22 protein-coding genes are annotated in these 21,940 nt (G+C 37.5%); 9 read left to right on the top strand and 13 right to left on the bottom strand.

Annotated features, from left to right (window positions below):
* Positions 1-9 precede the first annotated feature (9 nt).
* From J0L69_01610 to rlmN, 10 genes are all read right to left on the bottom strand, one after another.
* Positions 10-375, bottom strand: a complete 366-nt coding sequence (locus tag J0L69_01610) for a hypothetical protein (protein ID MBN8691857.1) — start codon at positions 373-375, stop codon at positions 10-12.
* 12 nt (positions 376-387) lie between these two features.
* Positions 388-924, bottom strand: coding sequence for a hypothetical protein (locus tag J0L69_01605; protein MBN8691856.1), 537 nt, complete (start codon positions 922-924; stop codon positions 388-390).
* A 215-nt stretch (positions 925-1,139) separates the two neighbouring features.
* Positions 1,140-1,439, bottom strand: coding sequence for a helix-turn-helix transcriptional regulator (locus J0L69_01600; protein ID MBN8691855.1), 300 nt, complete (start codon positions 1,437-1,439; stop codon positions 1,140-1,142).
* Positions 1,411-1,779: a type II toxin-antitoxin system RelE/ParE family toxin gene (locus J0L69_01595; GenBank protein MBN8691854.1), complete on the bottom strand. Its 369-nt coding sequence runs from the start codon at positions 1,777-1,779 to the stop codon at positions 1,411-1,413. Before J0L69_01595 ends, J0L69_01600 begins: the two co-directional genes overlap by 29 nt.
* Before the next feature lie 34 nt (positions 1,780-1,813).
* Positions 1,814-2,338 (bottom strand): ORF6N domain-containing protein, encoded by a 525-nt coding sequence (locus tag J0L69_01590; GenBank protein ID MBN8691853.1) that lies wholly within the window; start codon positions 2,336-2,338, stop codon positions 1,814-1,816.
* The gene (locus J0L69_01585) at positions 2,335-2,838 is read right to left on the bottom strand and encodes an ORF6N domain-containing protein (GenBank protein ID MBN8691852.1); all 504 of its coding nucleotides are present in this window, start codon (positions 2,836-2,838) and stop codon (positions 2,335-2,337) included. The genes J0L69_01590 and J0L69_01585 overlap by 4 nt, the downstream gene beginning before the upstream one ends.
* A gap of 146 nt (positions 2,839-2,984) precedes the next feature.
* Complete coding sequence (locus J0L69_01580) at positions 2,985-4,358, bottom strand: SpoIIE family protein phosphatase (protein MBN8691851.1); 1,374 nt, start codon at positions 4,356-4,358, stop codon at positions 2,985-2,987.
* Positions 4,359-4,481: 123 nt separating this feature from the next.
* On the bottom strand, positions 4,482-4,955 hold the full coding sequence (locus J0L69_01575) for a hypothetical protein (GenBank protein ID MBN8691850.1): 474 nt from the start codon (positions 4,953-4,955) through the stop codon (positions 4,482-4,484).
* 4 nt (positions 4,956-4,959) lie between these two features.
* Positions 4,960-5,937 carry a polyprenyl synthetase family protein gene (locus J0L69_01570; protein ID MBN8691849.1) on the bottom strand — a complete coding sequence of 326 codons (978 nt, stop codon included), beginning with the start codon at positions 5,935-5,937 and terminating at the stop codon, positions 4,960-4,962.
* A gap of 83 nt (positions 5,938-6,020) precedes the next feature.
* The gene (gene rlmN, locus J0L69_01565; protein ID MBN8691848.1) at positions 6,021-7,100 is read right to left on the bottom strand and encodes a 23S rRNA (adenine(2503)-C(2))-methyltransferase RlmN; all 1,080 of its coding nucleotides are present in this window, start codon (positions 7,098-7,100) and stop codon (positions 6,021-6,023) included.
* Positions 7,101-7,127: 27 nt separating this feature from the next.
* On the opposite strand from rlmN, the gene J0L69_01560 reads away from it, so the two are divergent.
* The 3 genes from J0L69_01560 (at position 7,128) to feoB (ending at position 10,623) form a co-directional block, all read left to right on the top strand.
* Positions 7,128-8,282: an amidohydrolase family protein gene (locus tag J0L69_01560; GenBank protein MBN8691847.1), complete on the top strand. Its 1,155-nt coding sequence runs from the start codon at positions 7,128-7,130 to the stop codon at positions 8,280-8,282.
* A gap of 62 nt (positions 8,283-8,344) precedes the next feature.
* Positions 8,345-8,566, top strand: coding sequence for a ferrous iron transport protein A (locus tag J0L69_01555; protein ID MBN8691846.1), 222 nt, complete (start codon positions 8,345-8,347; stop codon positions 8,564-8,566).
* A 2-nt stretch (positions 8,567-8,568) separates the two neighbouring features.
* Positions 8,569-10,623, top strand: coding sequence for a ferrous iron transport protein B (gene feoB, locus J0L69_01550; GenBank protein MBN8691845.1), 2,055 nt, complete (start codon positions 8,569-8,571; stop codon positions 10,621-10,623).
* Here feoB and J0L69_01545 read toward each other — a convergent pair.
* The gene (locus tag J0L69_01545) at positions 10,564-11,274 is read right to left on the bottom strand and encodes a YdcF family protein (GenBank protein ID MBN8691844.1); all 711 of its coding nucleotides are present in this window, start codon (positions 11,272-11,274) and stop codon (positions 10,564-10,566) included. The genes feoB and J0L69_01545 overlap by 60 nt on opposite strands.
* Positions 11,275-11,347: 73 nt before the next feature.
* Between J0L69_01545 and J0L69_01540 the strand changes: the two genes are divergently transcribed.
* Together J0L69_01540 and J0L69_01535 are read left to right on the top strand one after the other, a co-directional pair.
* A complete protein-coding gene (locus J0L69_01540) occupies positions 11,348-12,400 on the top strand; it encodes a tetratricopeptide repeat protein (GenBank protein MBN8691843.1) in 1,053 nt (350 codons plus the stop codon).
* Position 12,401: 1 nt separating this feature from the next.
* Positions 12,402-14,453, top strand: coding sequence for an OmpA family protein (locus tag J0L69_01535; protein MBN8691842.1), 2,052 nt, complete (start codon positions 12,402-12,404; stop codon positions 14,451-14,453).
* Between the two features lie 40 nt (positions 14,454-14,493).
* Here the strand turns inward: J0L69_01535 and J0L69_01530 are convergent, their stop codons facing one another.
* On the bottom strand, positions 14,494-15,048 hold the full coding sequence (locus J0L69_01530) for a hypothetical protein (GenBank protein ID MBN8691841.1): 555 nt from the start codon (positions 15,046-15,048) through the stop codon (positions 14,494-14,496).
* Between the two features lie 243 nt (positions 15,049-15,291).
* Positions 15,292-16,290 carry an OmpA family protein gene (locus tag J0L69_01525; protein ID MBN8691840.1) on the bottom strand — a complete coding sequence of 333 codons (999 nt, stop codon included), beginning with the start codon at positions 16,288-16,290 and terminating at the stop codon, positions 15,292-15,294.
* Between the two features lie 145 nt (positions 16,291-16,435).
* Here J0L69_01525 and J0L69_01520 point away from each other — a divergent pair, with 145 nt between their 5' ends.
* The 4 genes from J0L69_01520 to J0L69_01505 all read left to right on the top strand — a co-directional run bounded on the left by J0L69_01520 (position 16,436) and on the right by J0L69_01505 (position 21,913).
* The gene (locus tag J0L69_01520) at positions 16,436-17,152 is read left to right on the top strand and encodes a hypothetical protein (GenBank protein ID MBN8691839.1); all 717 of its coding nucleotides are present in this window, start codon (positions 16,436-16,438) and stop codon (positions 17,150-17,152) included.
* 50 nt (positions 17,153-17,202) lie between these two features.
* Complete coding sequence (gene acs, locus J0L69_01515; protein MBN8691838.1) at positions 17,203-19,095, top strand: acetate--CoA ligase; 1,893 nt, start codon at positions 17,203-17,205, stop codon at positions 19,093-19,095.
* Positions 19,096-19,590, top strand: a complete 495-nt coding sequence (locus J0L69_01510; GenBank protein MBN8691837.1) for a methylated-DNA--[protein]-cysteine S-methyltransferase — start codon at positions 19,096-19,098, stop codon at positions 19,588-19,590.
* Positions 19,591-19,747: 157 nt separating this feature from the next.
* Positions 19,748-21,913, top strand: coding sequence for a S46 family peptidase (locus J0L69_01505; GenBank protein ID MBN8691836.1), 2,166 nt, complete (start codon positions 19,748-19,750; stop codon positions 21,911-21,913).
* Positions 21,914-21,940 lie beyond the last annotated feature (27 nt).

Genomic DNA, 21,940 nt, shown 5'->3' with positions numbered 1-21,940 from the left:
GCACAAAGTTTATAATCTGTCAAGCAGGTTGTCTAATATTTGAGCTGTATTTTTTTGCGTCTTTTGTGCAATTACCAAGTATAAATTTTGCATTAGTCCAAGGTACTCAGCATTAGTTGAACGATTTACTTGCAACTGAATTATCACTTCACTTGAGTTTAAATTTTGCATAGTAAAAATAAAGGTCTGATTAGGCTGATTAAACCCTTGAAGCCCCTGTGGTGTAGCCTGCGGTGTCACTTGAAAATTTATAATGATAGTGCCATTGACGTCATTAATAGTCCAACGAAACACTGAAGCATTAAGTGCTTTCCAATCAACTTTTCCCTCTTGTGTCTTTGCGATTAGCTTTGCGATTTGATTTTTAATGTCCATGTTCTAATAGTTTTAACCGTTTAATAATTTGCTTTCTAATATTCCCTTTAAGTCTCCGAGATTATCTTTTATCGCTGCGAAATGAGGTTCAAGGGTATAAAATGTAATGTTACCAACATTTGCTATGTCTGGAGTCTGAAGTGGATTAATTGAATTTATTGAAGCTCTAATGTTGCTCAAATTTGTCTCGAATTTATTTTTTAAATCAGCATTTTCAGAGAGTAAAATAGAATTTGAAACACTTAAAATATTTCTTACTCTTGAGCTTATATCATTTAATGTTTTACTTGCGGATTCAAAGTCTGCATTCAGATTGATTTGGCACTGTTGAGATATAGCCATAATGTCAATTATAATAGATTGAATTTTCACAGTGTTGCCAGCTTTTGAAGCCTCGTCCTTAGCTTTCTTAGCTTCCCTAAAACTTAAAATCGAAAAAATTATTCCTACAGTCCCGAATGCTGCGGAAACAATATTACTTATCCAAAAGCTTGCGTCCATATAGTAAGGTTTACTTATTTCATTTATGACTGTTACCGTGTCTGCCATCAAACTCTAATACTAAGATAAGAATAATATTCTTTGTTGAAATAGATTTTTGTCTACCGAAAAGCCCGTCCGCCACTTACCAGTAACTACCATATAGGACTGATTAAATCATCCTTATCCGGTTCTTATTGCAAGATAAGGATGGTTTTTTCATCCTGATTGGTATAGCTAATTTAGTCATTTTAATACTTCTTTTAATTCTATCCAATCAAAATTTATAGTTTAATTGATAAGTGCAAATGTCCGCCAAAGCCTAATTCAACAATTTTTTGCAGAGTGGAGATGCGCACTTCCTTGATGTTGTTTTCAATTTTAGATATGTAGGATTTGGTAGTTCCGCATTTAAGAGCCAGTTCTTCTTGCGTTAAACCTTTTTGAAGGCGCGCTTCTTGTATTAATGCGCCAATTTTAAACGCTTCAAAACCTTCTTCAAGCTTATCACGTTTTTTTGTTCCATGCTTACCGTAATGTTGCTCCTTGAATTGTTCAAGGGTTTTTGTTTTGTTCTTTTTCATGGTAATATTCTTCTTTTATTCTTAATGCCTTTTCAATTTCCTGTTTCGGGGTCTTTTGCGATTTCTTTTGAAAGCCATTCGCTAAAACAACTAAACGTCCCTCATCAAAAAAACAAAATATCCGAAAAATGTTGCTACTCAACTGAACACGTATTTCGTAAAGGCCATTTGTGCCCTCAATATGTTTTAAATAGGTTTCCGGAATTCTTTGAAGCTGTTCAATTAAATCAAGCGTCCAAATAATTTTATCTCTTACTTTTTGTTTTTGCTCAACAAAGAAAAAATCAAAGTAATCTTTGTAAAAGATGACAGACCTATACTTTAGTTTTTTATGTTCCATACAAATATAATCAATGTTTCACTAAAGTGCAACTTTATTTAAATCCAATTTTACCTGCGGCTGAAGACTTTTCTTTTTTCTCCAGCAATTCATCCAGATATCTAAACACAACTTCAATATTTTTATCGTGGTTATGGAGTTTGTCTTTAATTTTCTGGATATCTAATCTTAGCTCCGTATTATCTGTTAGTAATTGACGTAACCGTGCAAAGGTGCGCATGATTTGTATGTTAACTTGTATAGCTCGCGTACCGTTTAGTACGCTTGATAGCATGAGTATGCCGTGTTCAGTGAAAGCATAAGGTAAATAACGTGTTCCGCCGCGGTGATTGTTTGAGGTGCCAATTTGGCACCTCAAAAGAGTGTGCTCGTTTTCAGTTAAAACAAACATAAAATCATCCGGAAATCTTTCTGCATTACGATTAACTTGTCTTTTTAATTGTTTCGTTTCTACTCCATATAATTCCGCCAAATCGCGATCCAGCATTACCTTTTGTCCTCGAATCACATAAATTTTGTTTTCGATGCTTTGATGTATTATTTCTGTTTTTTCGCTCATGAATTAAATCCGATTTTATTTTTTGTGGAATGTTCTTCTTTTTTCTCAAGGAGTTCATCCAGATATCTAAACACAACTTCTATATTTTTATCGTGGTTGTTTAACTTCTTTTTTATTTGTTCAATCTCTAAACGTAATTCTGTATTATCACTTAACATTTGTCTTACCCGCGCAAATATTCTCATGATTTGTATGTTCACTGAGATGGCTCTTTCGCTATTTAGAATTCCGGAAAGCATGGCTACGCCTTGTTCTGTAAAGGCATATGGCAAATGTCTTGTTCCGCCCCAACTTGATGTTCCAATTTGGAACATCAAGTTTTTAAATTCTTGATTATTAAGTTGAAACATAAAATCCTCCGGAAATCTTCGAAGATTTCTCTTAACGGCTTTGTTTAAATCCCGAGTGTCTACGTTATATAGTGCAGCAAGGTCTTTATCTAACATAACCTTTGTGTTTCTGATTATATAAATTTTGTTTAAGATAGCATCATCAGCCATTACAATCTCATCGTTTTTCTTAACCATATTTAATTTTTTTCAAAATTAGGTCTGAAAAAATAAAAGGTCTTGCCACAATTTGTAGCATTAAGAAAAATTGAACAAAGTGTTCGTGGATTTCCGCCTCTCCCTTGGGAGAGGGTCTACTATAACTTCAACCCGATTATGCAAACGTCGTCAATCTGATCGAGATTGCCTTTCCAATTGGTAAAGGCGTTTTCTAAAATTTTGCATTGTTCACGCATCGGTAATTTGCGATTGGCAATAATCAAATCGGCAAGTTGCTTGTATTTGAATTTTTTTCCTTTGGGTCCGCCAAACTGATCGGCATAACCGTCGGTAAACAAGTACAACATGGCGCCTTTTGCTAAATTAAATACGTGTGTGGTGAATGATTTGTAATCTTCGCTTTTTCCAACCGGTTGTTTGGTTGCCGTTACTTCTTTTAATTCGTCCTCGTTTTCATTTAAATACCACAAAGGATTATTCGCTCCCGCCCACGCAATCTCATAGGTCTTCTGATTAATCACGCACAGCGAAATATCCATGCCATCCTTTACATCGTGATGACTTTTCTGAAATGTTTCTACTACCAATTCTCTTACTTTATCTAAAATCTCACCGGGCTTAACTAATTTCAATTCATTCACCGCTCTATTCAACGCATTGCTGCAAACTACGCTCACCATCGCTCCCGGTACACCATGTCCGGTGCAATCGGCGGCGGCTACAAAAAAGTAATCGCCCTGTTTGTCGGCAAAATAAAAATCACCGGCTACTATATCTTTTGGTTTGTATAAAATAAAACTTTCATCTACTGAGTTGTAAATTTCTTCCACCGGTGGCATAATGGCTTCCTGTAAACGTTTGGCATACGTTATACTATCATGCACCTCCGAATTTTTTTGTGAGATGATTCTGTTTTTTTCTTCCAGCTCTTCTTCATATTCTTCACTGCTGGTTTTAAAATTCAGTATGATGAAGAAAATCACAAAGAATACAATTAATAAAGAGAAAGTGGAATAAATGGTTTTTAAATAGGCCGGTATTTGAACCAATGGCTCAAAGGCGGATTGATACCAGGTAATAAAGAAAAAGGTTAAGATGTTTAAACCAAATAAAATATAAATGCTTTTCTTTTCTTTAAATAAGATGATGGGAATGGCCGCAGAAGTTAACAATAAATATTTATCGCCTAACTCCGCGCTGTTTTGAATGCACACACCAGCCAAAAACACAACAGGTATTATCGCGAAATAATACCTGCTGAAATTTAAATAACCGAGTTTATTAAAATATGGTGGTAGCCCAAAGGCGGCCATGAATGGCAAAGTAAAATATAATACATCCGGCAAATCGAAGAGTGGTGCGGTAATTGAAAATCCTATCATCAACAACACATTAATTACACTCATGCGATTGATAAAGAGCAAACTTTTTCTGTCGTGAGGGGTTTCAACTTTACTGAGTCCCGCGCGTACAAATTTTCTCCAATATCTATGAAAGTAATTTATCAGCATTCTGTTTAGGTTATACCCAAACAAAACAAAAGGGTTTCAAAAATGGTATGAAAAATGGTTTTAGATGTGTTAAAAAAGTGGATAAGTGTTAAAATTCAACACCCCCGGAACCCGCGCCAGTCCTTACTTTGAGAGGGGCACCTCTTCGTTGTTCTTAAATTTTAAGCGCTGAACTTCTACACCGTGTACATCATAAAAAACCCAGATGCTATCGCGCATATCATTTTTAAAAAATCCGGAGTAACGTAATTTTCCGTTTTCATAATACACATTATTAGCCCCGTGCTTTAATCCTTTGTCATAAAAACATTCGCTCCACATTAATCCGTTTGCATACCAAGCCATCCATTGTCCGTGGCGCTTACCAAAACGGAAGAAGCCTTTGAATTTAGTATTACCATTTTCGTATTTGTCTACATAATCGCCTGTGTAAGTAGAGTCGGGCGGTTCAATGAGGTAAGAATGATCACCTGTTTTTTTTAAGCCTGACACTTTAAGCGTATCCGAAACTTGTGTTTCGGTTGTTTCTTTTTTTGTTTCGTTGCTGTTGCAGGCAAGAAAAATTAATCCAGTTAAAATGAAAATGAATCTAAGCATAAATTTATTTTTTACGTTCAATGGAATAATTAACTAATAATTCAAGACTGTTTCTTGATGGGGATTCAGGAAATTCTTTCAATATGGTTAAAGCTTTGTTTTTATAGTCGTGCATTACTTTTTCAGCATATGCAATTCCGCCTTTTTCAATTACAAAATCAATAACCACTTTTACTTTATCCGAATCGGTGTTGTGATTTTTAATGATGTTGATGATTTTGCGTTTCTCCAACCACGTACTCTGATTAAGAGCATAGATTAAAGGCAAAGTCATTTTCTTTTCTTTGATATCAATACCGGTAGGTTTACCGATTTCTTCACTCGATCCGAAATCAAACAAATCATCTTTAATCTGAAACGCCATTCCTGTAAGAATACCAAACTCTTTAAATTTCTCAATGGTGTTTTTATCTTGTGTAACTGAGGCAGCACCACAGGAACAACAAGCCGCCACTAAACTCGCCGTTTTCTGGCGTATGATTTCGTAGTAAATTTCTTCGGAAATATCTAAGCGACGTGCTTTTTCAATTTGTAATAATTCGCCTTCGCTCATTTCTTTTACCGCCGTACTTACAATTTTCAGTAAATGAAAATCATCATTGTCTAACGACAACAATAAACCGCGTGACAATAAAAAGTCGCCAATTAAAACCGCGATTTTATTTTTCCAAAGTGCATTTAGGCTAAAAAATCCGCGACGCTCATTGCTGTCATCTACTACATCATCGTGTACCAAAGTCGCGGTGTGTAATAATTCAATAAGCGTAGCAGCGCGATAGGTGCTTTCGTTAATGGTTCCTACAGTTTGTGCGCTTAAGAAAACAAACATGGGGCGCAATTGCTTCCCTTTTCGTTTAACGATGTAATTGGTGATTTTGTCAAGTAAAGGCACAGAGCTTTTCATGGAACCTCTGAATTTTTCTTCAAAGATGCGCATGTGTTCGGCAACAGGTGCCTTAATGCTTTGTGTAGTACTCGACATAGTCAGTAAATTTAACGGTTCTGAAGGCTATCTCAAAAAATAAATTGGAGGGTGGCCGTTAAAATTTTATAAGTGGTTGCTCGTTACTTCAGTTCTTGCTGCGCCAGTTTATTCTTATTGGCTAATTGTCCGCATGCCGCATCAATATCTTTCCCTCTGCTGCGTCTTACATTCACAATTATTTTGTTTTTTTCGAGGTGTTGTACAAAAGCGGCTAAGCGTTCGGGGGTAGTTTGCTTAAATTCACCATCATCAATCGGATTGTATTCAATGATGTTCACTTTGGATTTTACACGTTTGCAAAAATCAGCCAACTCTTGAGCATCCTTAATGGTATCATTGAAATCTCTGAAGACAATGTATTCGAAAGTGACACGAGTTCCGGTTTTATCGTAAAAATAATTGAGCGCTTCCGCCAAATTATCCAATGAGTTTGTTTCATTGATAGGCATGATGTGATTTCTTTTCTCATCATTGGCAGCGTGTAGAGATAAAGCGACATTAAATTTTACACCATCGTCACCCATCTTTTTTATCATTTTCGCCACACCGGCTGTAGACACGGTGATGCGTTGCGGACTCATGCCTAATCCTTTCGGAGAAGTAATTTTTTCGGTAGAGGTTATTACCTCAGCATAGTTCAAGAGTGGTTCTCCCATTCCCATATATACGATGTTGGTAAGAGGTTTGCCGTATTTCTCCTGCGCTAAATTTTTTACTAAAACAACCTGATCAAAAATTTCATCCGCATTTAAGTTGCGCATGCGTTTTAATTTACCGGTAGCACAAAATTTACAGGTTAAACTACAACCAACTTGCGAAGAGATGCAAGCCGTCATTCTATCTCCCGATGGAATTAAAACACTTTCTACAACATAACCATCATTTAAACGCATGGCGCATTTAATGGTTTTATCAGAGCTGATTTGAAGGTCGTGAATTTCAACCGCGTTAATAGTAAAGGTTTCCTTCATCCATTCACGTAATGGCTTCGATAAATTACTCATGTCGTCAAAATCAACCGCGCGCTTGGCCCAAAGCCAATCGTAAACTTGCTTGGCTCTGAACGAAGGTTCCCCATGCTTGGTTAAAGCATCGGTTAATTGCTCAAGGCTAAGAGAGCGTATATCGGTTTTTGAAGCCATTATGCAAAGATACGACATAATTACTCTTTTCACTACCTTTACCTCATGCGCTTTATAACGGCTAATCAAATTTTCGACGGAAATAAGTTTTTGTCTAAGGGCAGTGTAATTGTTCTGGATGAGAAAGGATGTTATTCAGAAACTATTTCTTCTGATAGTATTGATGCGGGTAAAATTGAAGTTTTTGATGGAATTATTACCCCTGGTTTTGTGAATGCGCATTGCCATTTAGAGTTATCTCATCTGTATAATCAGATTTCGCAGAAAACAGGCTTTGTTGGTTTTGCAAAAGAATTGATGACGAAGCGTTTTTCGTTTTCACAAGAAATCATTGCGGAAGCCATGCTGATAGCGGAAGCACAAATGTGGGATAATGGCATAGTGGCAGTGGGAGATATTTCAAACGCGGTAGATAGTTTTCAGTATAAAGATCAGAGTGAAATGTACTATCATACGTTTGTTGAATTAATTGCTTTGAATCCGCAATTAGCAGATAAAGTGATAGCGGGAGGGAAGGAATTACAAACAAAGATTAAAAATCATTCTTCTTCCGTAGTGCCGCACGCACCGTATTCTGTTTCCTTAGAGTTGATGCAGCAAATAGCTAAAAACTGTCAAGAAAATGCAGCATTAACTATACACAATCAGGAAAGCGAATCGGAAAATGAATTTTTTATGAGAGGAACCGGACGTGTGTTAGAGTTGTACGCGCATTTAAACATTGATATTTCCTATTATAAGCCTTCAGGAAAAACATCGCTGCAAACCTATTTGCCAAGCTTAACTTTCGATAGAAATTTAATTTTAGTGCATAATACATTTTCAAGCAAAGAGGATGTCGAATTCGCACATCGTTACAGTAAAAAATTATTTTGGTGTTTATGTCCCAATGCTAATCTATTTATCGAAAACACTTTGCCTGATGTGAATTTACTTCGCGCGCAAAATTGTAAAATTGTAATTGGTACAGATAGTCTGGCAAGTAATCACAGTCTTTCGGTTTTAGACGAACTGAATGTTTTGATGAGAAGTTTCGAGCTTAATGATACAGAGGAAGTTTTAAGGTGGCTTACCTCTAACGGTGCAGAAGCCTTGGAAATGCGGGATAAAGCAGGGCAATTTATCAGAGGAAAAAACGCCGGAATCAATCTTATTCGTCTAGAAAACAAGCAATTCGCCTTTAAGCGTAAAATCGTCTGATTTTGCTCATACCTTGTTTATGGTATGGTTAAAGCCTGTCTGAATGATTATCTTTGTTCGGTATGAGAACCCTCGATCAGTTAAAGCCAGGAGACATAGCCGTGATAAAAGAATTTTCACAGCGCGATTTGGCTTTGAAATTAATCGAAATGGGTTGTCTTCCCGGAGAGAAAATTAAGCTCACAAAAATTGCCCCCTTAGGAGATCCAATTGCGATTGAAGTATCGGGATATGAACTTAGCATGCGCAAACAAGAAGCCGCTGCGGTGATGCTTGAAGATTAATTATGTCCCCTGTATCAGCCCAAATAAAAGCAATCAGCATAGCACTGATAGGGAATCCTAATTCAGGAAAAACAACTTTATTCAACGCGCTTACAGGTTTAAATCAAAAAACCGGAAATTACCCGGGGGTAACGGTCGACAAACATACCGGATACACAAAACTTAAAACAAGTACTGAAGAATTTAAATTACAGATTACCGATTTACCGGGCACTTACAGTTTATTTCCTAAATCATTGGATGAAGAAGTAGCTTGTAAGGAATTACTCGGCTTAAACGGTACTCAGCACGATGTGGCGGTGGTAGTAACCGACGCGTCTACTTTAAAAAGACATTTATTACTGGCTACCCAAGTTATCGATTTAAAAATTCCTGTTGTTATTGTGCTGAACATGATTGATGAGGCTAACAAAGCCGGTTTAAAAATTGATGCTGCCGAAATCAGTCGTTTACTGGGAGTAAAAATTGCCCTGGTAAATTCACGCACAGGAGAAGGCTTAGATGATTTAAAGCTAAAAATCACGCAGGCGAAAGAATCTGTTAATACATTTATTGAAACAACGCGCCTTCAGGTTGTAAAGGCAGGTGCACAAAATTTCAGAGAAATAGTCGTAACACAATTTACCGGTGATGCGGATTATAAACTTAAACTTCAGCAATTCGAAGAGAAGGATACAGTATATCGCTTTAATACTATAAACTATATTTTCGCGCGTTGTGTAAAATCGCCACAAGAGAGCACACGCAAACTGTCTTACACCGCCGATAAATTTATTACGCACCCTGTGTTTGGCTATTTAACACTTCTGTTTGTTTTATTTTCGGTGTTCCAAATAATTTTCTTTCTGGCCGAATATCCTATGAACTGGATTGAAAGTTTTTTTGGTTGGGCCATGGAAGTAACGGCCGGCGCCTTGCCTCAAGGACAGTTATCCGATTTGTTAGTGAATGGTGTTTTAGCTGGATTAAGTGGTGTAGTGATTTTTATTCCGCAAATCGCCTTATTGTTTTTCTTTATTGGATTGCTGGAAGATTCAGGATACATGGCGCGTGTAAGTTTTATCATGGATAAAGTTTTTCGTCGCTTTGGTTTAAACGGAAAATCGGTTATACCCATTGTTAGCGGTGTGGCGTGTGCGGTTCCTTCGGTTTTGGGCACACGTACTATCAGTAATGTAAAGGAACGCCTAATTACCATTTTCATCATTCCTCTAATGAGCTGTTCGGCACGTTTACCGGTGTATACTTTATTAATTTCATTAATGATTCCGGATGATGCCGTATTGGGAATTTTAAACTTAAAGGGACTTACACTTTTTGGATTGTATTTCTTGGGATTTGCTGCAACGATGTTAACGGCCTTTGTGTTGAAGTTTATAATTAAGAATAAAGAGAAAAGTTATTTTGTAATGGAGTTGCCGGTGTACCGTTTACCGCAATGGAAAAGCATAGGCATTATTGTTGTCAACAAAGTAAAAGTGTTTTTGTGGGAGGCCGGGAAAATCATTTTGGCAGTATCTATAGTGTTATGGTTTTTAAGTTCGCACGGTCCGGGGGATTCTTTTGATCAGGTAGAGAGCAAATACGCTTTACAAATTGAAACTGCAAACGATTTACAAAGAGAAGAATTGGAGAAAACAATGGAATCGGAGAAGTTGGAGAATTCGTACGCCGGCATTTTAGGAAAGAAGATTGAGCCACTTATCAAGCCGATGGGTTTCGATTGGAAAATTGGAATTGCATTAATCACCTCTTTCGCGGCCAGAGAAGTGTTTGTTGGCACCATGGCCACTATTTACAGCGCGAACGATGCCGAGAATGTTTCTTCGATAAGGGAGAAATTGGTTTCGGAGAAAAATCCGGAAACGGGAAAACCTGTTTATGGTTTTGGCGTTTGTTTATCGCTTTTGGTATTTTATGCTTTCGCGATGCAATGTATGAGTACGATGGCCGTTGTATATAGAGAAACAAAAAGCTGGAAATGGATGACCGGCCAATTAATTTACATGACCGGCCTCGCCTACATTAGTAGTGTTATTGTTTACCATCTTTTCTGATGGAATTTCTTTGTAGTTAATGTTTTTACCACGTGTTCCTCTAAAACGTTTTCTCCAACTTTCTCTTTCTGTAATAGGAACGAAATTCGAAATTTTTAAATCAGCATAATTTATTTCCGGAGTATCATGCGGTAAATCTTTAAGCGTATCGAAAATCACCGGTAAAAAATGAATCCCTTTTGTTCTCACTTTACCAAATCGGTATACCATTTTTGTTTGAAATGGATCTGTAGCTAAAGCTATTGCATTAAATCCTTTTGATTTTGCCAAATGATAGCCATACCATACGTTTTCGGTTGAATGTTCGGCCTTACTTTCTACAATAACATTTTCTTCAGGCACACCTAACGCAACAGCGTAGCGTTTCATAATCGCTCCCTCCACATATGGTGAGTAAACCGAAGAACCACTCATGATAATGTTTTTTGTTAATCCTTTTTTATAGAGGTGAACCGCCCAGGTAACACGCATCATCATCACATTATCCCATTTAGGTTCATTAAACGGAACACCCGGAACAATTACCGCATCGTATTGGTTGTGTTTGGCTAAGGCCTTCTTATACAGTTTTCCCGCTGAAGGCGAAAACAAAGTACAACTGCTAAAAAGTGTTGTAACAAGTATGGCGATTAAAAACAGTCTTTTGTGCATAACCCTTGTATAGTTTAAAGATATTAAATTAAATATTATCGTATTTTAGTCTCATTGTTAAAAAAATGCAACAATGAAAAAACTTCTTATTCTAGTAACAATGTTGACGGGCTTTTGTTCATACGCCCAGGACACGGTTAAAGTAGCTACTCAGCTCACCCCCGAACAACAAGCCGAAGCCGACTATAACAGTGGTTTAGAGCGTCTAAAAAGTAATGATTACGTAACGGCTATCGACTTTTTTACAAAAAGTATCGCTAATAAACCGGCATTCGATAAAGCGCTGTACAATCGTTCCATTGCTTTAACACAGGCTAAACGTTATGCCGAGGCTTTAGCAGATATAAATAATGTTATTAAAATTGCACCTCAAAATCAGGATGCTTATTTTACAAAAAGCCTCATCTTTTTTGCAGAAAACAAAAAGGATTCACAAATGGTAGCGCTTGATAAATGTTTGGGATTAAAATCCGGACATGCCGAGGCGAATTATTATAAGGGCTTATTACAATACGAGGCCGGTGAATATAAAGAAGCTATCGCCTCTTACGATAAGGCTATTTTATCGAATGGAAATTATACTTATGCCTATAATGATCGAGGTAGCGCCAAGCGTGCCCTACAGGATTACAATGGTGCCGTGGCAGATTATGAGAAGGCTATTTCGTTAGATGGCAATCAGGCCTTTATTTATAACAATTTGGGTTCGGCCTACCGCGAAAACAAAAATTACCCGAAGGCGGCAGAAGCTTACAGCAAAGCGTTACAGGTAAACGATAAATACTTAATCGCCATGGTTAACAGAGGCGCATCGCGCATGGATGCAGGCAATATTTCGGCTGCTAAAACGGATTTTGATGAGGTAATAAAAAAGGATCCAAACAATTCATCCGCTTTTAATGGATTAGCATCTGTGTTCATTAAGCAAAAGGAATATAAAAAGGCGAAAGATATGGCAGACAAAGCCATTCAATTAAATCCAAAAAATGGTCCCGCTTATTATAACCGCGGGATTGCACGCCAAATGTTAAGAGAAGAAGAGGGAAGTTGTGCCGATTGGAAAAAAGCAATGGAATTGGGAGTTGCTGCAGCTAAATCATTTATTAACTCAGATTGTACCGAATAACATGAAAAAGATATTATACATACTAACGGTTGTCGCCTTGCCTTTTTTGGCATTTTCGCAGAACGTTGAATTTGAGAAAAAGAATTTTCCTGATAAAAAAGATGAATTACGTGAGGCTATTGCCGCCATTCGTGAAGGAGATGGTATTATTGATATGGGCGAAGAGCGACTCTACATGGCCGCTTTACCTTATTATTTAAAAGCACAAGCCTTCAATCCGAATAACGATAAAGTGAACTTTATGATAGCAGTGTGTTATTTGAGCAAGAACTCTCATGAAAGAACCCGGGCTTATGAATATGTAATGAAGGCATATCAATTGAACCCAAATGTTGATAAGAAAATCAAGTTTTATTTAGGGGCTGCTTATCAATTACAATCAGAATGGGATAAGGCTATTACGGAATTTGAAGCCTATAAGAATACACAAAAACTGGATGATGCTGAATTGAAAAAAACATTGAAGCACATCGATGAATGTAAAACAGGTAAAGAACTTTCAAAAAATCCTGTTCGCGTATTTATTGATAACGTTGGGCAAGAAATTAATGGTACATACAGTGATTATTCGCCGGTTATTTCTGCCGATGAAAGTGTGATGTTGTTTACTTCGAGAAGACCGGGCGGTGTAAATCCTGAGTTATGTCCGGAAGATAATTTATCTTATGAAGATATTTGGATGTCGACTAAGGTGAAGAAGAAATGGACGGTAGCCCGCAACATTGGAACACCGGTTAATATCGCTAAGCACAACTCCGCTATTTGTTTATCACCCGATGGGCAATTACTCGTTACTTATGTAGATGAAAATGGTGGTGATTTATTTATTTCCGAATTAAAAGGTATGACCTGGACTAAACCTGAGAATTTAGGCAAGGCAGTGAACAGCTCAGGTCACGAGCCTTCTGCATCTTTTTCTTACGATGGCAAGATTTTATATTTTGTGAGTGATAGAAAGGGTGGACTAGGCGGTCATGATATTTATTATTCTGTTATAAATGAGAAAGGAAAATTTGAAAAGGCTGTGAATTTGGGTGCACCTATTAATAGCGAATATGGAGAAGACGGTGTTTTTATGATGCCTGACGGAAAAACCATGTATTACTCTTCAAAAGGTCCGGGAACTATTGGTGGCTTTGATATTTTCAAAACTACGCTCGAAAACGGAGTATGGAGCAAACCGGAAAACTTAGGGATTCCGATTAATACGCCCGATGATGATGTGTTTTTTGTGTTATCGGCGAATGGTCGTCATGGTTATTATTCAAGCTCCAGCATGAAAGGTTATGGAGGCGCGGATATTTTCCGTTTAACACTATTAGGACCGGAGAAGCAACCGATGCTCAATACAGAAGATCAATTGTTGGCAATGGCAGCTAATCCTATTTCCAATTTAAAAACAGAAGGTGCGGTTGAAGCGAAAGGGCCGAAAATGGCTTTATTGAAGGGTGTAATCACCGATGCAAAAACCAACGAAGTATTAGAGGCTAACATTGATTTAATTGATAACGAAAAGAATGTTGTATTAGCCACATTTAAATCAAATAGTTCAACAGGTAGATATTTAGTTACATTACCGGCCGGTAAAAACTATGGTATTGCGGTTAGAAAAGATGGATATTTGTTTCACTCCGAAAACTTCATCATTGATATTAACGCAACATACGTTGAGTATGTGAAAGATGTTGCCTTGAAGAAAGTAGAAGTTGGAAGCGTTATCGTATTAAGAAATATTTTCTTTGATTTTGATAAAGCAACTATTCGCCCTGAATCGGCTAACGAGTTAGACCGATTAATAAAATTATTAACTGAAAACCCAACCATTAAAATTGAATTAGGTTCTCATACGGATAGTAAAGGTTCGGATGAGTACAATATGAAATTATCGGATAGCCGTTCTCAATCTGTAGTAAGTTATTTGATCAGTAAAGGAATTCCATCCGATCGTTTAACAGCAAAAGGTTATGGCGAAACCAAACCAATTGACACGAATGATACAGATGAAGGACGACAAAACAATCGTCGAACCGAGTTCAAGATTTTAAGTAAGTAAAAAAGAAAGCCCCGACATTTGCCGGGGCTTTTTTATTGAATTAAATTTTACTGTTGCGAAGCGGAATATACGTCTTGTCGTTTTCGATGATTATATGACCCTGATCTTGAAGACTCATAATAATTTCATTCAGATATTGCTCAAGTAATTTTTTATCCTCTTTCCAAAAATGCATAATGCTTGCTTTTAAGGTATCCTCTATACGTTCAATTTTGTGAATGGCAATTCTACTTAGATAGAATAAAATCAACTCTGATTTTAATTGAAGGTTATCCTTAGAAATAATTTCTTTTTCTTCTTGTTTTTCATTCTTCACAACAGGCTTTTGCTTCTGCGCTTCTCTCTTAATTGTTTCCATTCTTTTCACAGCCCAACCTTTTCCTCCCTCGAGAGCACCACAAATAAATTTCATGTCGTGTTTTTTCTCAATGTAACGTACCAGTGTGCTGGGTCCTGCTTTGCGATTCCAGTCTTTACGCTCTATTAAAAGCGCTTCGCCTTCTTTAAGATTGATTAGTGAGTTAAAAACAATAGAACTTCGTCCTTTACCTTTAATTGGTAGTTGATCGAACTCAGAGGAGGTTAGTTTTCTCATAAAAGTGTTAATAACTTGTTCAAAAGTACGATTTTCTACGGTTTAGACAAGCATTAGGTTGCATATCAGGATGTAAGTAGTATGTTTTACAGCGATTTAATACTTGTTTAATATTTTAATTAACTATTGTTTAACTGTTGTATAAGTAGCGTATAAATAAAGTAAGCACTTGAAAATCAATTATATAATAGAAAAAGCCCGTCTTATGACGGGCTTTAAATAAAAGGAGAAAGGGATTTTAAATTAGTTGTTGTCTCCCAAAACCTTTAGCAATTCATCCAGTTTAGGGGTTAAAATAATCTCAGTACGGCGGTTTTTCTTGCGTGCTTCGGCTGTTTTTGCGGCATCTAAAGGGAAAAACTCACCTCTGCCTGCTGCCGTAATGCGATTAGCTTCAATTTTAGAGCCTGTGAGCATTATTTTAGTCACCGAAGTGGCGCGCATCACACTTAAATCCCAATTATCTTTTATTTCACCTGCGCCTTTCATTGGTACATCATCAGTATGACCTTCTACCATCACATTGATATCTGTATTTTGTTCCAATACTTTTGCCACATTCTTTAATGCCTCAACGCCTTTTGGTTCTACATTGGTTTTTCCGCTGGCAAAAAGCAAACTTTCATCCATGCTCACATAAACCTTTCCGTTCTTCTGAGTAATGGTTAAACCTTTGTTTTCGAAATTGTATAAAGCATCACTTAATTTTTTCTTCAGATCATTAGCCGCCTGATCTTTTTTCTTTAAGATGTCTTCCAACTCTGCAACACGGGCTTCACGCTTTTTTAATTCGGCAGCTAATGCATCCAGTTCTTGTTGTTGTTTGTTTAATTTCAATTCAAGCGCTTTTAATTCATCTTGCTTCTTCAATAATTGCTCCTGCGTTAATTGTAAATCGCTGCTCAATTTGGCATTGTCTTTTTCACTTCCGCTTAAGAGTTTATTGAGACGATCCATTAACTGTTCGTTCAGCAGATTTAATTTGTCGTATTTGCTGGTTAGGTTGCGATAATTCGAACCAATAATGGAAGTATCACGTTGCAATCCGCCTAGGGCTTTGGCGTTTTTCTCGTATTGTTCATTTAACTCTGCCAGTTTGGTTTCGTTTTCTTGTGCCGATTTTTTAATAGCGGCTAATTCCTTTTCACATTCCTGTTGTTTGCTTTTCGATTCTTCCAACAAACGCTGAGGCACACAAGCTGTTAAAACAGCAATAAGGCCTAAAACTATAATTTTCTTCATCTTCATAAATTGTACTCAAAATTAACACCATTGTTAAAGTGCTTTTGTAAATAATGGCTTACTTTTTAACAATGAAATGTGACAATTTTTAACAGCAATTTGCGCAACATGACCTTAATTTTAACGTATAATTTGTTAAAAGCTTATGGAAACACTTGCAAAAAACTGGTTAACCGAAGGCTTAATAGATTTTGAATACAAAAAGTACATTCTGTTGGCCTACCTCAAAAAGGTGCACGATAAATTTTCGAGCACACAGCTTTACCCTGAATTTTCGGAATTAATTGAGCATTTCAGGAATCTGAAGGAGCTAAAAGAGTCAGAGAACAAACTTAACGACAGTTTTAAAAAACCGTTAGAGTCAATAGACACTGAACATCTTAAACTAAATTATAAGTCTCCCAACGAAGAAGAGTGGTTTCAGGAAATAAAGCAGATTATTGAATTTAGCATGCCGCTTATGGCGAAGGAAGTGATGCAGGGAAAAACAATCTTTGACTATGTAGAAAAAAACATTCAGCGCGAACCTCTTGGCATTCTTCCAATCAATAAGAACGAAGGCTACTTTATTTTAAGCACTCCACCCGAAAAGGAAGTGTTTGTTTACAATTATGAGTTGTCGCCTATCTCATTCGTCAACCAAAAGGCGATGAGTTTTAAAACAAATTATGTTTCTTCTTACACTATATCCCTTTCCATGCCTATCGATAAAGTGAAGCAGGACTTAATTTATCAAAATCCATATCTTCCAAATCCGGCAGTTTACATTTTTCAATCGTCCATTCCTTTGCCCACAAAAGAAACGTTTTTACCCGTGGTGAAACGTCTTTTGTTCAGTCAGCTTACCGCCAACAAAATTTAACTTGGTTTTTATAATCGTATGCTCTAATTTCATTGGCAAATTCTGTTACTATGCTAAAAATTAAAACTTTTGCCGATTATCAAAACGAGTATAAGCAATCCGTTGAAAATCCGGAGGCCTTTTGGGAGGAGAAAGCAAGTCACTTTACGTGGCGTAAAAAATGGGACAAAGTTTTAAATTGGAATTTTAAGGACTATGATGTGGAGTGGTTCGTTAATGGTAAGCTTAATATTACCGAAAACTGTATCGATCGCCATTTACCAACGAAGGGTAACGAAACTGCGTTTGTTTGGGAATCAAACTTTGAGGATAAACCTAATCGCGTAATTACCTATCAGCAATTACATGATGAAGTTTGTCGTTTAGCCAATGTTTTAAAGAGTTTTGGCGTTAAAAAGGGAGATCGTGTTTGTATTTATTTACCCATGATTCCGGAAGCTGTTTTTTCTATGCTGGCTTGCGCGCGCATCGGCGCTGTTCATTCGGTGGTGTTTGCCGGCTTTTCTGCAGCTTCTTTGTCAAGTCGTATACAGGATTCAGATTGTAAAGTTGTTTTAACGAGTGATGGCTCTTATCGTGGCGACAAAACCATTAATTTAAAGTCGGTGGTTGATGAAGCTTTAGAAACTTGCGCTTCTGTTACCAACGTCTTAGTCTACAAACATACCGGCGCTTCTGTTAACATGCTTTCAGGCAGAGATATTTGGTGGCAGGATGTAGTGCCGCAATCTTCCGACCGTTGTGAGGCAGAAACCATGGATAGCGAGGATATGCTTTTTATCCTTTACACCTCAGGTTCAACCGGTAAACCAAAGGGCGTTGTGCATACATGCGGCGGTTACATGGTATATACCTGCTATTCCTTTTTAAATGTATTTCAATATAACCCGGGTGATATTTATTGGTGTACAGCCGATGTGGGCTGGATAACAGGACACTCTTATATTACCTATGGTCCGTTATTAGCCGGAGCTACCTCTGTTATTTTTGAAGGTGTTCCTACTTTTCCGGATGCAGGTCGCTTTTGGAAAGTGGTGGATAAACATAAAGTCACTCATTTTTATACGGCACCAACCGCCATTCGTGCACTGGAAGCCGCAGGACTGAACTACGTTAGTCCGCACAACTTAAGCAGCTTAAAAGTATTAGGCAGCGTAGGCGAGCCCATTAATGAAGAGGCATGGCATTGGTACAATAAAAACATCGGTAAAGAAAAATGCCCTATTGTTGATACCTGGTGGCAAACCGAAACCGGCGGCATTTTAATTTCTCCATTAGCGGGAATTACGAAAACTAAGCCAAGCTTTGCAACATTGCCTTTGCCCGGTGTGCAGCCGCTATTGGTAGATGAAAAAGGAAATGAGATTACCGGAAACAATGTAGAAGGAAACTTGTGCATTAAATTCCCATGGCCATCCATTATCCGTACCACGTTTGGTGATCACGAACGTTGCAAACAAACATATTTCTCCACTTACAATAATCTTTATTTTACCGGCGATGGATGCAAGCGCGATGAAAACGGATATTACCGAATTACCGGTCGTGTGGATGATGTAATGAATGTAAGCGGTCATCGCATTGGTACAGCGGAAGTGGAGAGCGCTATTAATATGCACGCCGATGTGGTTGAAAGCGCTGTTGTTGGATATCCACACGATATAAAGGGACAAGGCATTTACGCCTATGTTATTGTTCCTTCCACACAAAAGAACCACGATATTTTGCGTAAAGAAATTATTGCTGAGGTAAACAAAGTAATCGGACCAATTGCTAAGCCCGATAAAATACAGATTGTAAGTGGTCTTCCAAAAACGCGCAGTGGTAAAATCATGCGCCGGATATTGCGTAAAGTAGCTGAGGGAGAAATTTCTAATTTAGGAGACACATCTACTTTGTTAGACCCGGCTGTAGTAGAGGAAATTGTGAAAACACGTTTATAGATGTCAGATCAAAAACTGCATTTTGAATATTTGGATACTCCCATCGGCGAGATTGAACTAACATCAACCTCTAACGAGCTATTATCAGTTTTGTTTGTAAAGGTGGGCAAAATCACTCTTGAAAAGCAGCCATTTTCTTTTTCACCGATTAATGCGGAAGCAAAAAAGCAATTGCAGGCTTATTTTAATAAGGAACTAACGTCCTTCGCCTTGCCGCTTCGTCCTGCCGGCACCGATTTTCAAAAAACTGTTTGGCAGGAATTGCAAAAAATTCCATATGGCACAACCATCTCCTATTTAAATTTGGCAAAGCGATTGGGCGACGAAAACGCCATTCGAGCTGTAGCCGCCGCGAATGGAAAAAATCCAATATCTATTATCATTCCTTGTCACCGCGTGATTGGAAGCGATGGTAAGTTGGTGGGTTATTCGGGGGAGCTTTGGCGTAAGAAGTGGTTGCTGGAACAAGAAAGCGGTCAGGCTTCACTTTTCTAGTAAATTTTAGGCGTTTATCCCCCAAAATGGGGGACTTAATATCAAAGCAATCAAGCAGATAGCTTTTTTTCGTCTAACTATACCCGTATTTATCTAAAAAATTGGCAATCCCCTCTTTTTTACGGTAGTTTCGCTCCCGTTTTAAAAACCCTAGCTAATGAAACGTTTACTTGTATTTATTCTGGCCATTCAATTCGTATTTAAACCGGTGGCCAAAGCCGATGAAGGCATGTGGTTACCTATGTTATTAGGCGAACAGGTTTATGCCGACATGGTAAAGAAAGGATTAAAAGTTACCAAAGAACAATTATACAGCATCAATCAGGCAAGCATTAAAGACGCTATTATCATTTTTGGCGGCGGTTGCACAGGAGAAATTGTAAGTAAAGAAGGATTGATTTTTACCAATCACCATTGCGGGTATAATGCAATTGCTGCTGCTTCAACAGTTGAGCACAATTATTTACGCGACGGGTTTTGGGCAAAAACAAAACAAGAAGAAATTCCTGCTGCGGGTGTACACGCACAGTTTTTAATTAAAATTGTAGATGTTACAGATAAAGTAAACGAGAAAATAAAGGATTTAAAAGCACTTGAATTAACTCAGAAATTACAAGGAATCTTAACTGAACTTGCGAACAAAGAAACAGAAGGTACCGGCTACGAAGGTCGTATTGCTTCTATGTTTAAAGGCAATCAGTTTTTATTGTTTGTTTACGAGCGTTATAAAGATGTTCGCTTAGTGGGAACACCTGCAGAAAGCATTGGAAAATTTGGTGGTGATACTGATAATTGGGAGTGGCCTCGTCACACCGGCGACTTCTCTATTTTCCGTGTGTACATGAGTAAAGACGGAAAAGCTGCTGATTATGCTGCAGACAATGTTCCTTACAAAGCAAAATATTCTTTACCGGTTTCAATTAAAGGAGTAAAAGACGGGGATTTCGCAATGATTTTTGGATATCCGGGGGGTACCAACCGTTATGAAACTTCTTACGGTGTTAAATTAAAAACCGACATCGAAAATCCATCATTAGTTGCTTTACGTGATCAGCGTTTAAAGTACATGCATGAAGAAATGATAAAGGATCCGGCAGTAAAATTGAAATTAGCAGGATATTATGCAGGCGTTGCAAACTATTGGAAGTTTTTCGATGGCGAATCAAAACAATTATTAAAGTTTAAAACTTACGAAGAGAAACAGGCTAATGAAGCTGCATTTGCAGCGTGGGCAAAAGGTAAACCTGAATTTGATAATCTCTTTGCCGACTATGCAAAAATCTACGATGCGTGGAGACCATACGCAAAACACCGTGTGTATTTGAACGAAGGTATTTTAGGTTCACCATTAATTGCAATGGCGGCAAATATGCAAAGATTAGATGCTTTGTTAAGTAAAAAAGATGTAACGAAAGAAGAAATCACTAAGATGGTGGGCATGCTAAAAAGAGCACACGCCGCGTTTATTGAAGGTGAAGATGTTACTTCTGATAAAAACATTTTAGCTTTTGTTACTCAAAGTTTCTATAATGAAGTGGATGCTACGCAACATCCAAAAGGATTTTATAATTGGGTGAATACAAAGTTTGGCGAATTAAAAAATAAACAATGCTATACATTGTTGGCAGATTATGTGTTTAACAACACGATGTTGTTAGATGCAAAGAAATTTGAAGCTTTTATGGCTAATCCTGATACCGCGGTTCTGCACAAGGACGCTGCATTTATGATAGCAAATACTTTCAGCTCTAATTTCAATAACAATTATCAGAAATACTTTATGGACTTTACGTCACAAAATAATTATTTAGGACGTACTTATCTCAAAGGAATTTTAGAAATGAATAAGGGTAAGAAAATGTATCCGGATGCTAATTTCACGATGCGCGTTTCTTACGGTCAGGTTAAATCATATGCACCGCGCGATGGTGTTAAATACAGCCACATCTGTACATTAAAAGGCGTTATAGAAAAATACAAACCGGGCGATTATGAGTTTGATTTACCGGCTAACTTAATTGAAGCAGCTAAGAAAAAAGATTTTGGTCAGTATGCAGATCCAACCGTTAACGATATCGTTGTTGGTTACATTACTACTAATGATATTACTGGTGGAAACTCAGGTTCACCGGTTATCAACGCTAAAGGCGAATTAATTGGTTTGGCGTTTGACGGTAACTACGAGGCACTTAGTCATAAGATAGCATTCGATAAAGATTTAAACCGCACCATTAATGTGGATGTACGTTATGTGTTATGGGTTATCGAAAAATTGGGTGGCGCTACTAACATTATTAATGAATTGGATTTACGCAAAAACTAATATTAATCACATTAGTAAAAACCCTCT

The organism is Bacteroidota bacterium, assembly GCA_017303905.1.
Taxonomy (GTDB): domain Bacteria; phylum Bacteroidota; class Bacteroidia; order B-17B0; family Aurantibacillaceae; genus JAHEYG01.
Note: the sequence above shows the minus strand (reverse complement) of the source record. Positions and strands in the feature narration are given on the sequence as shown.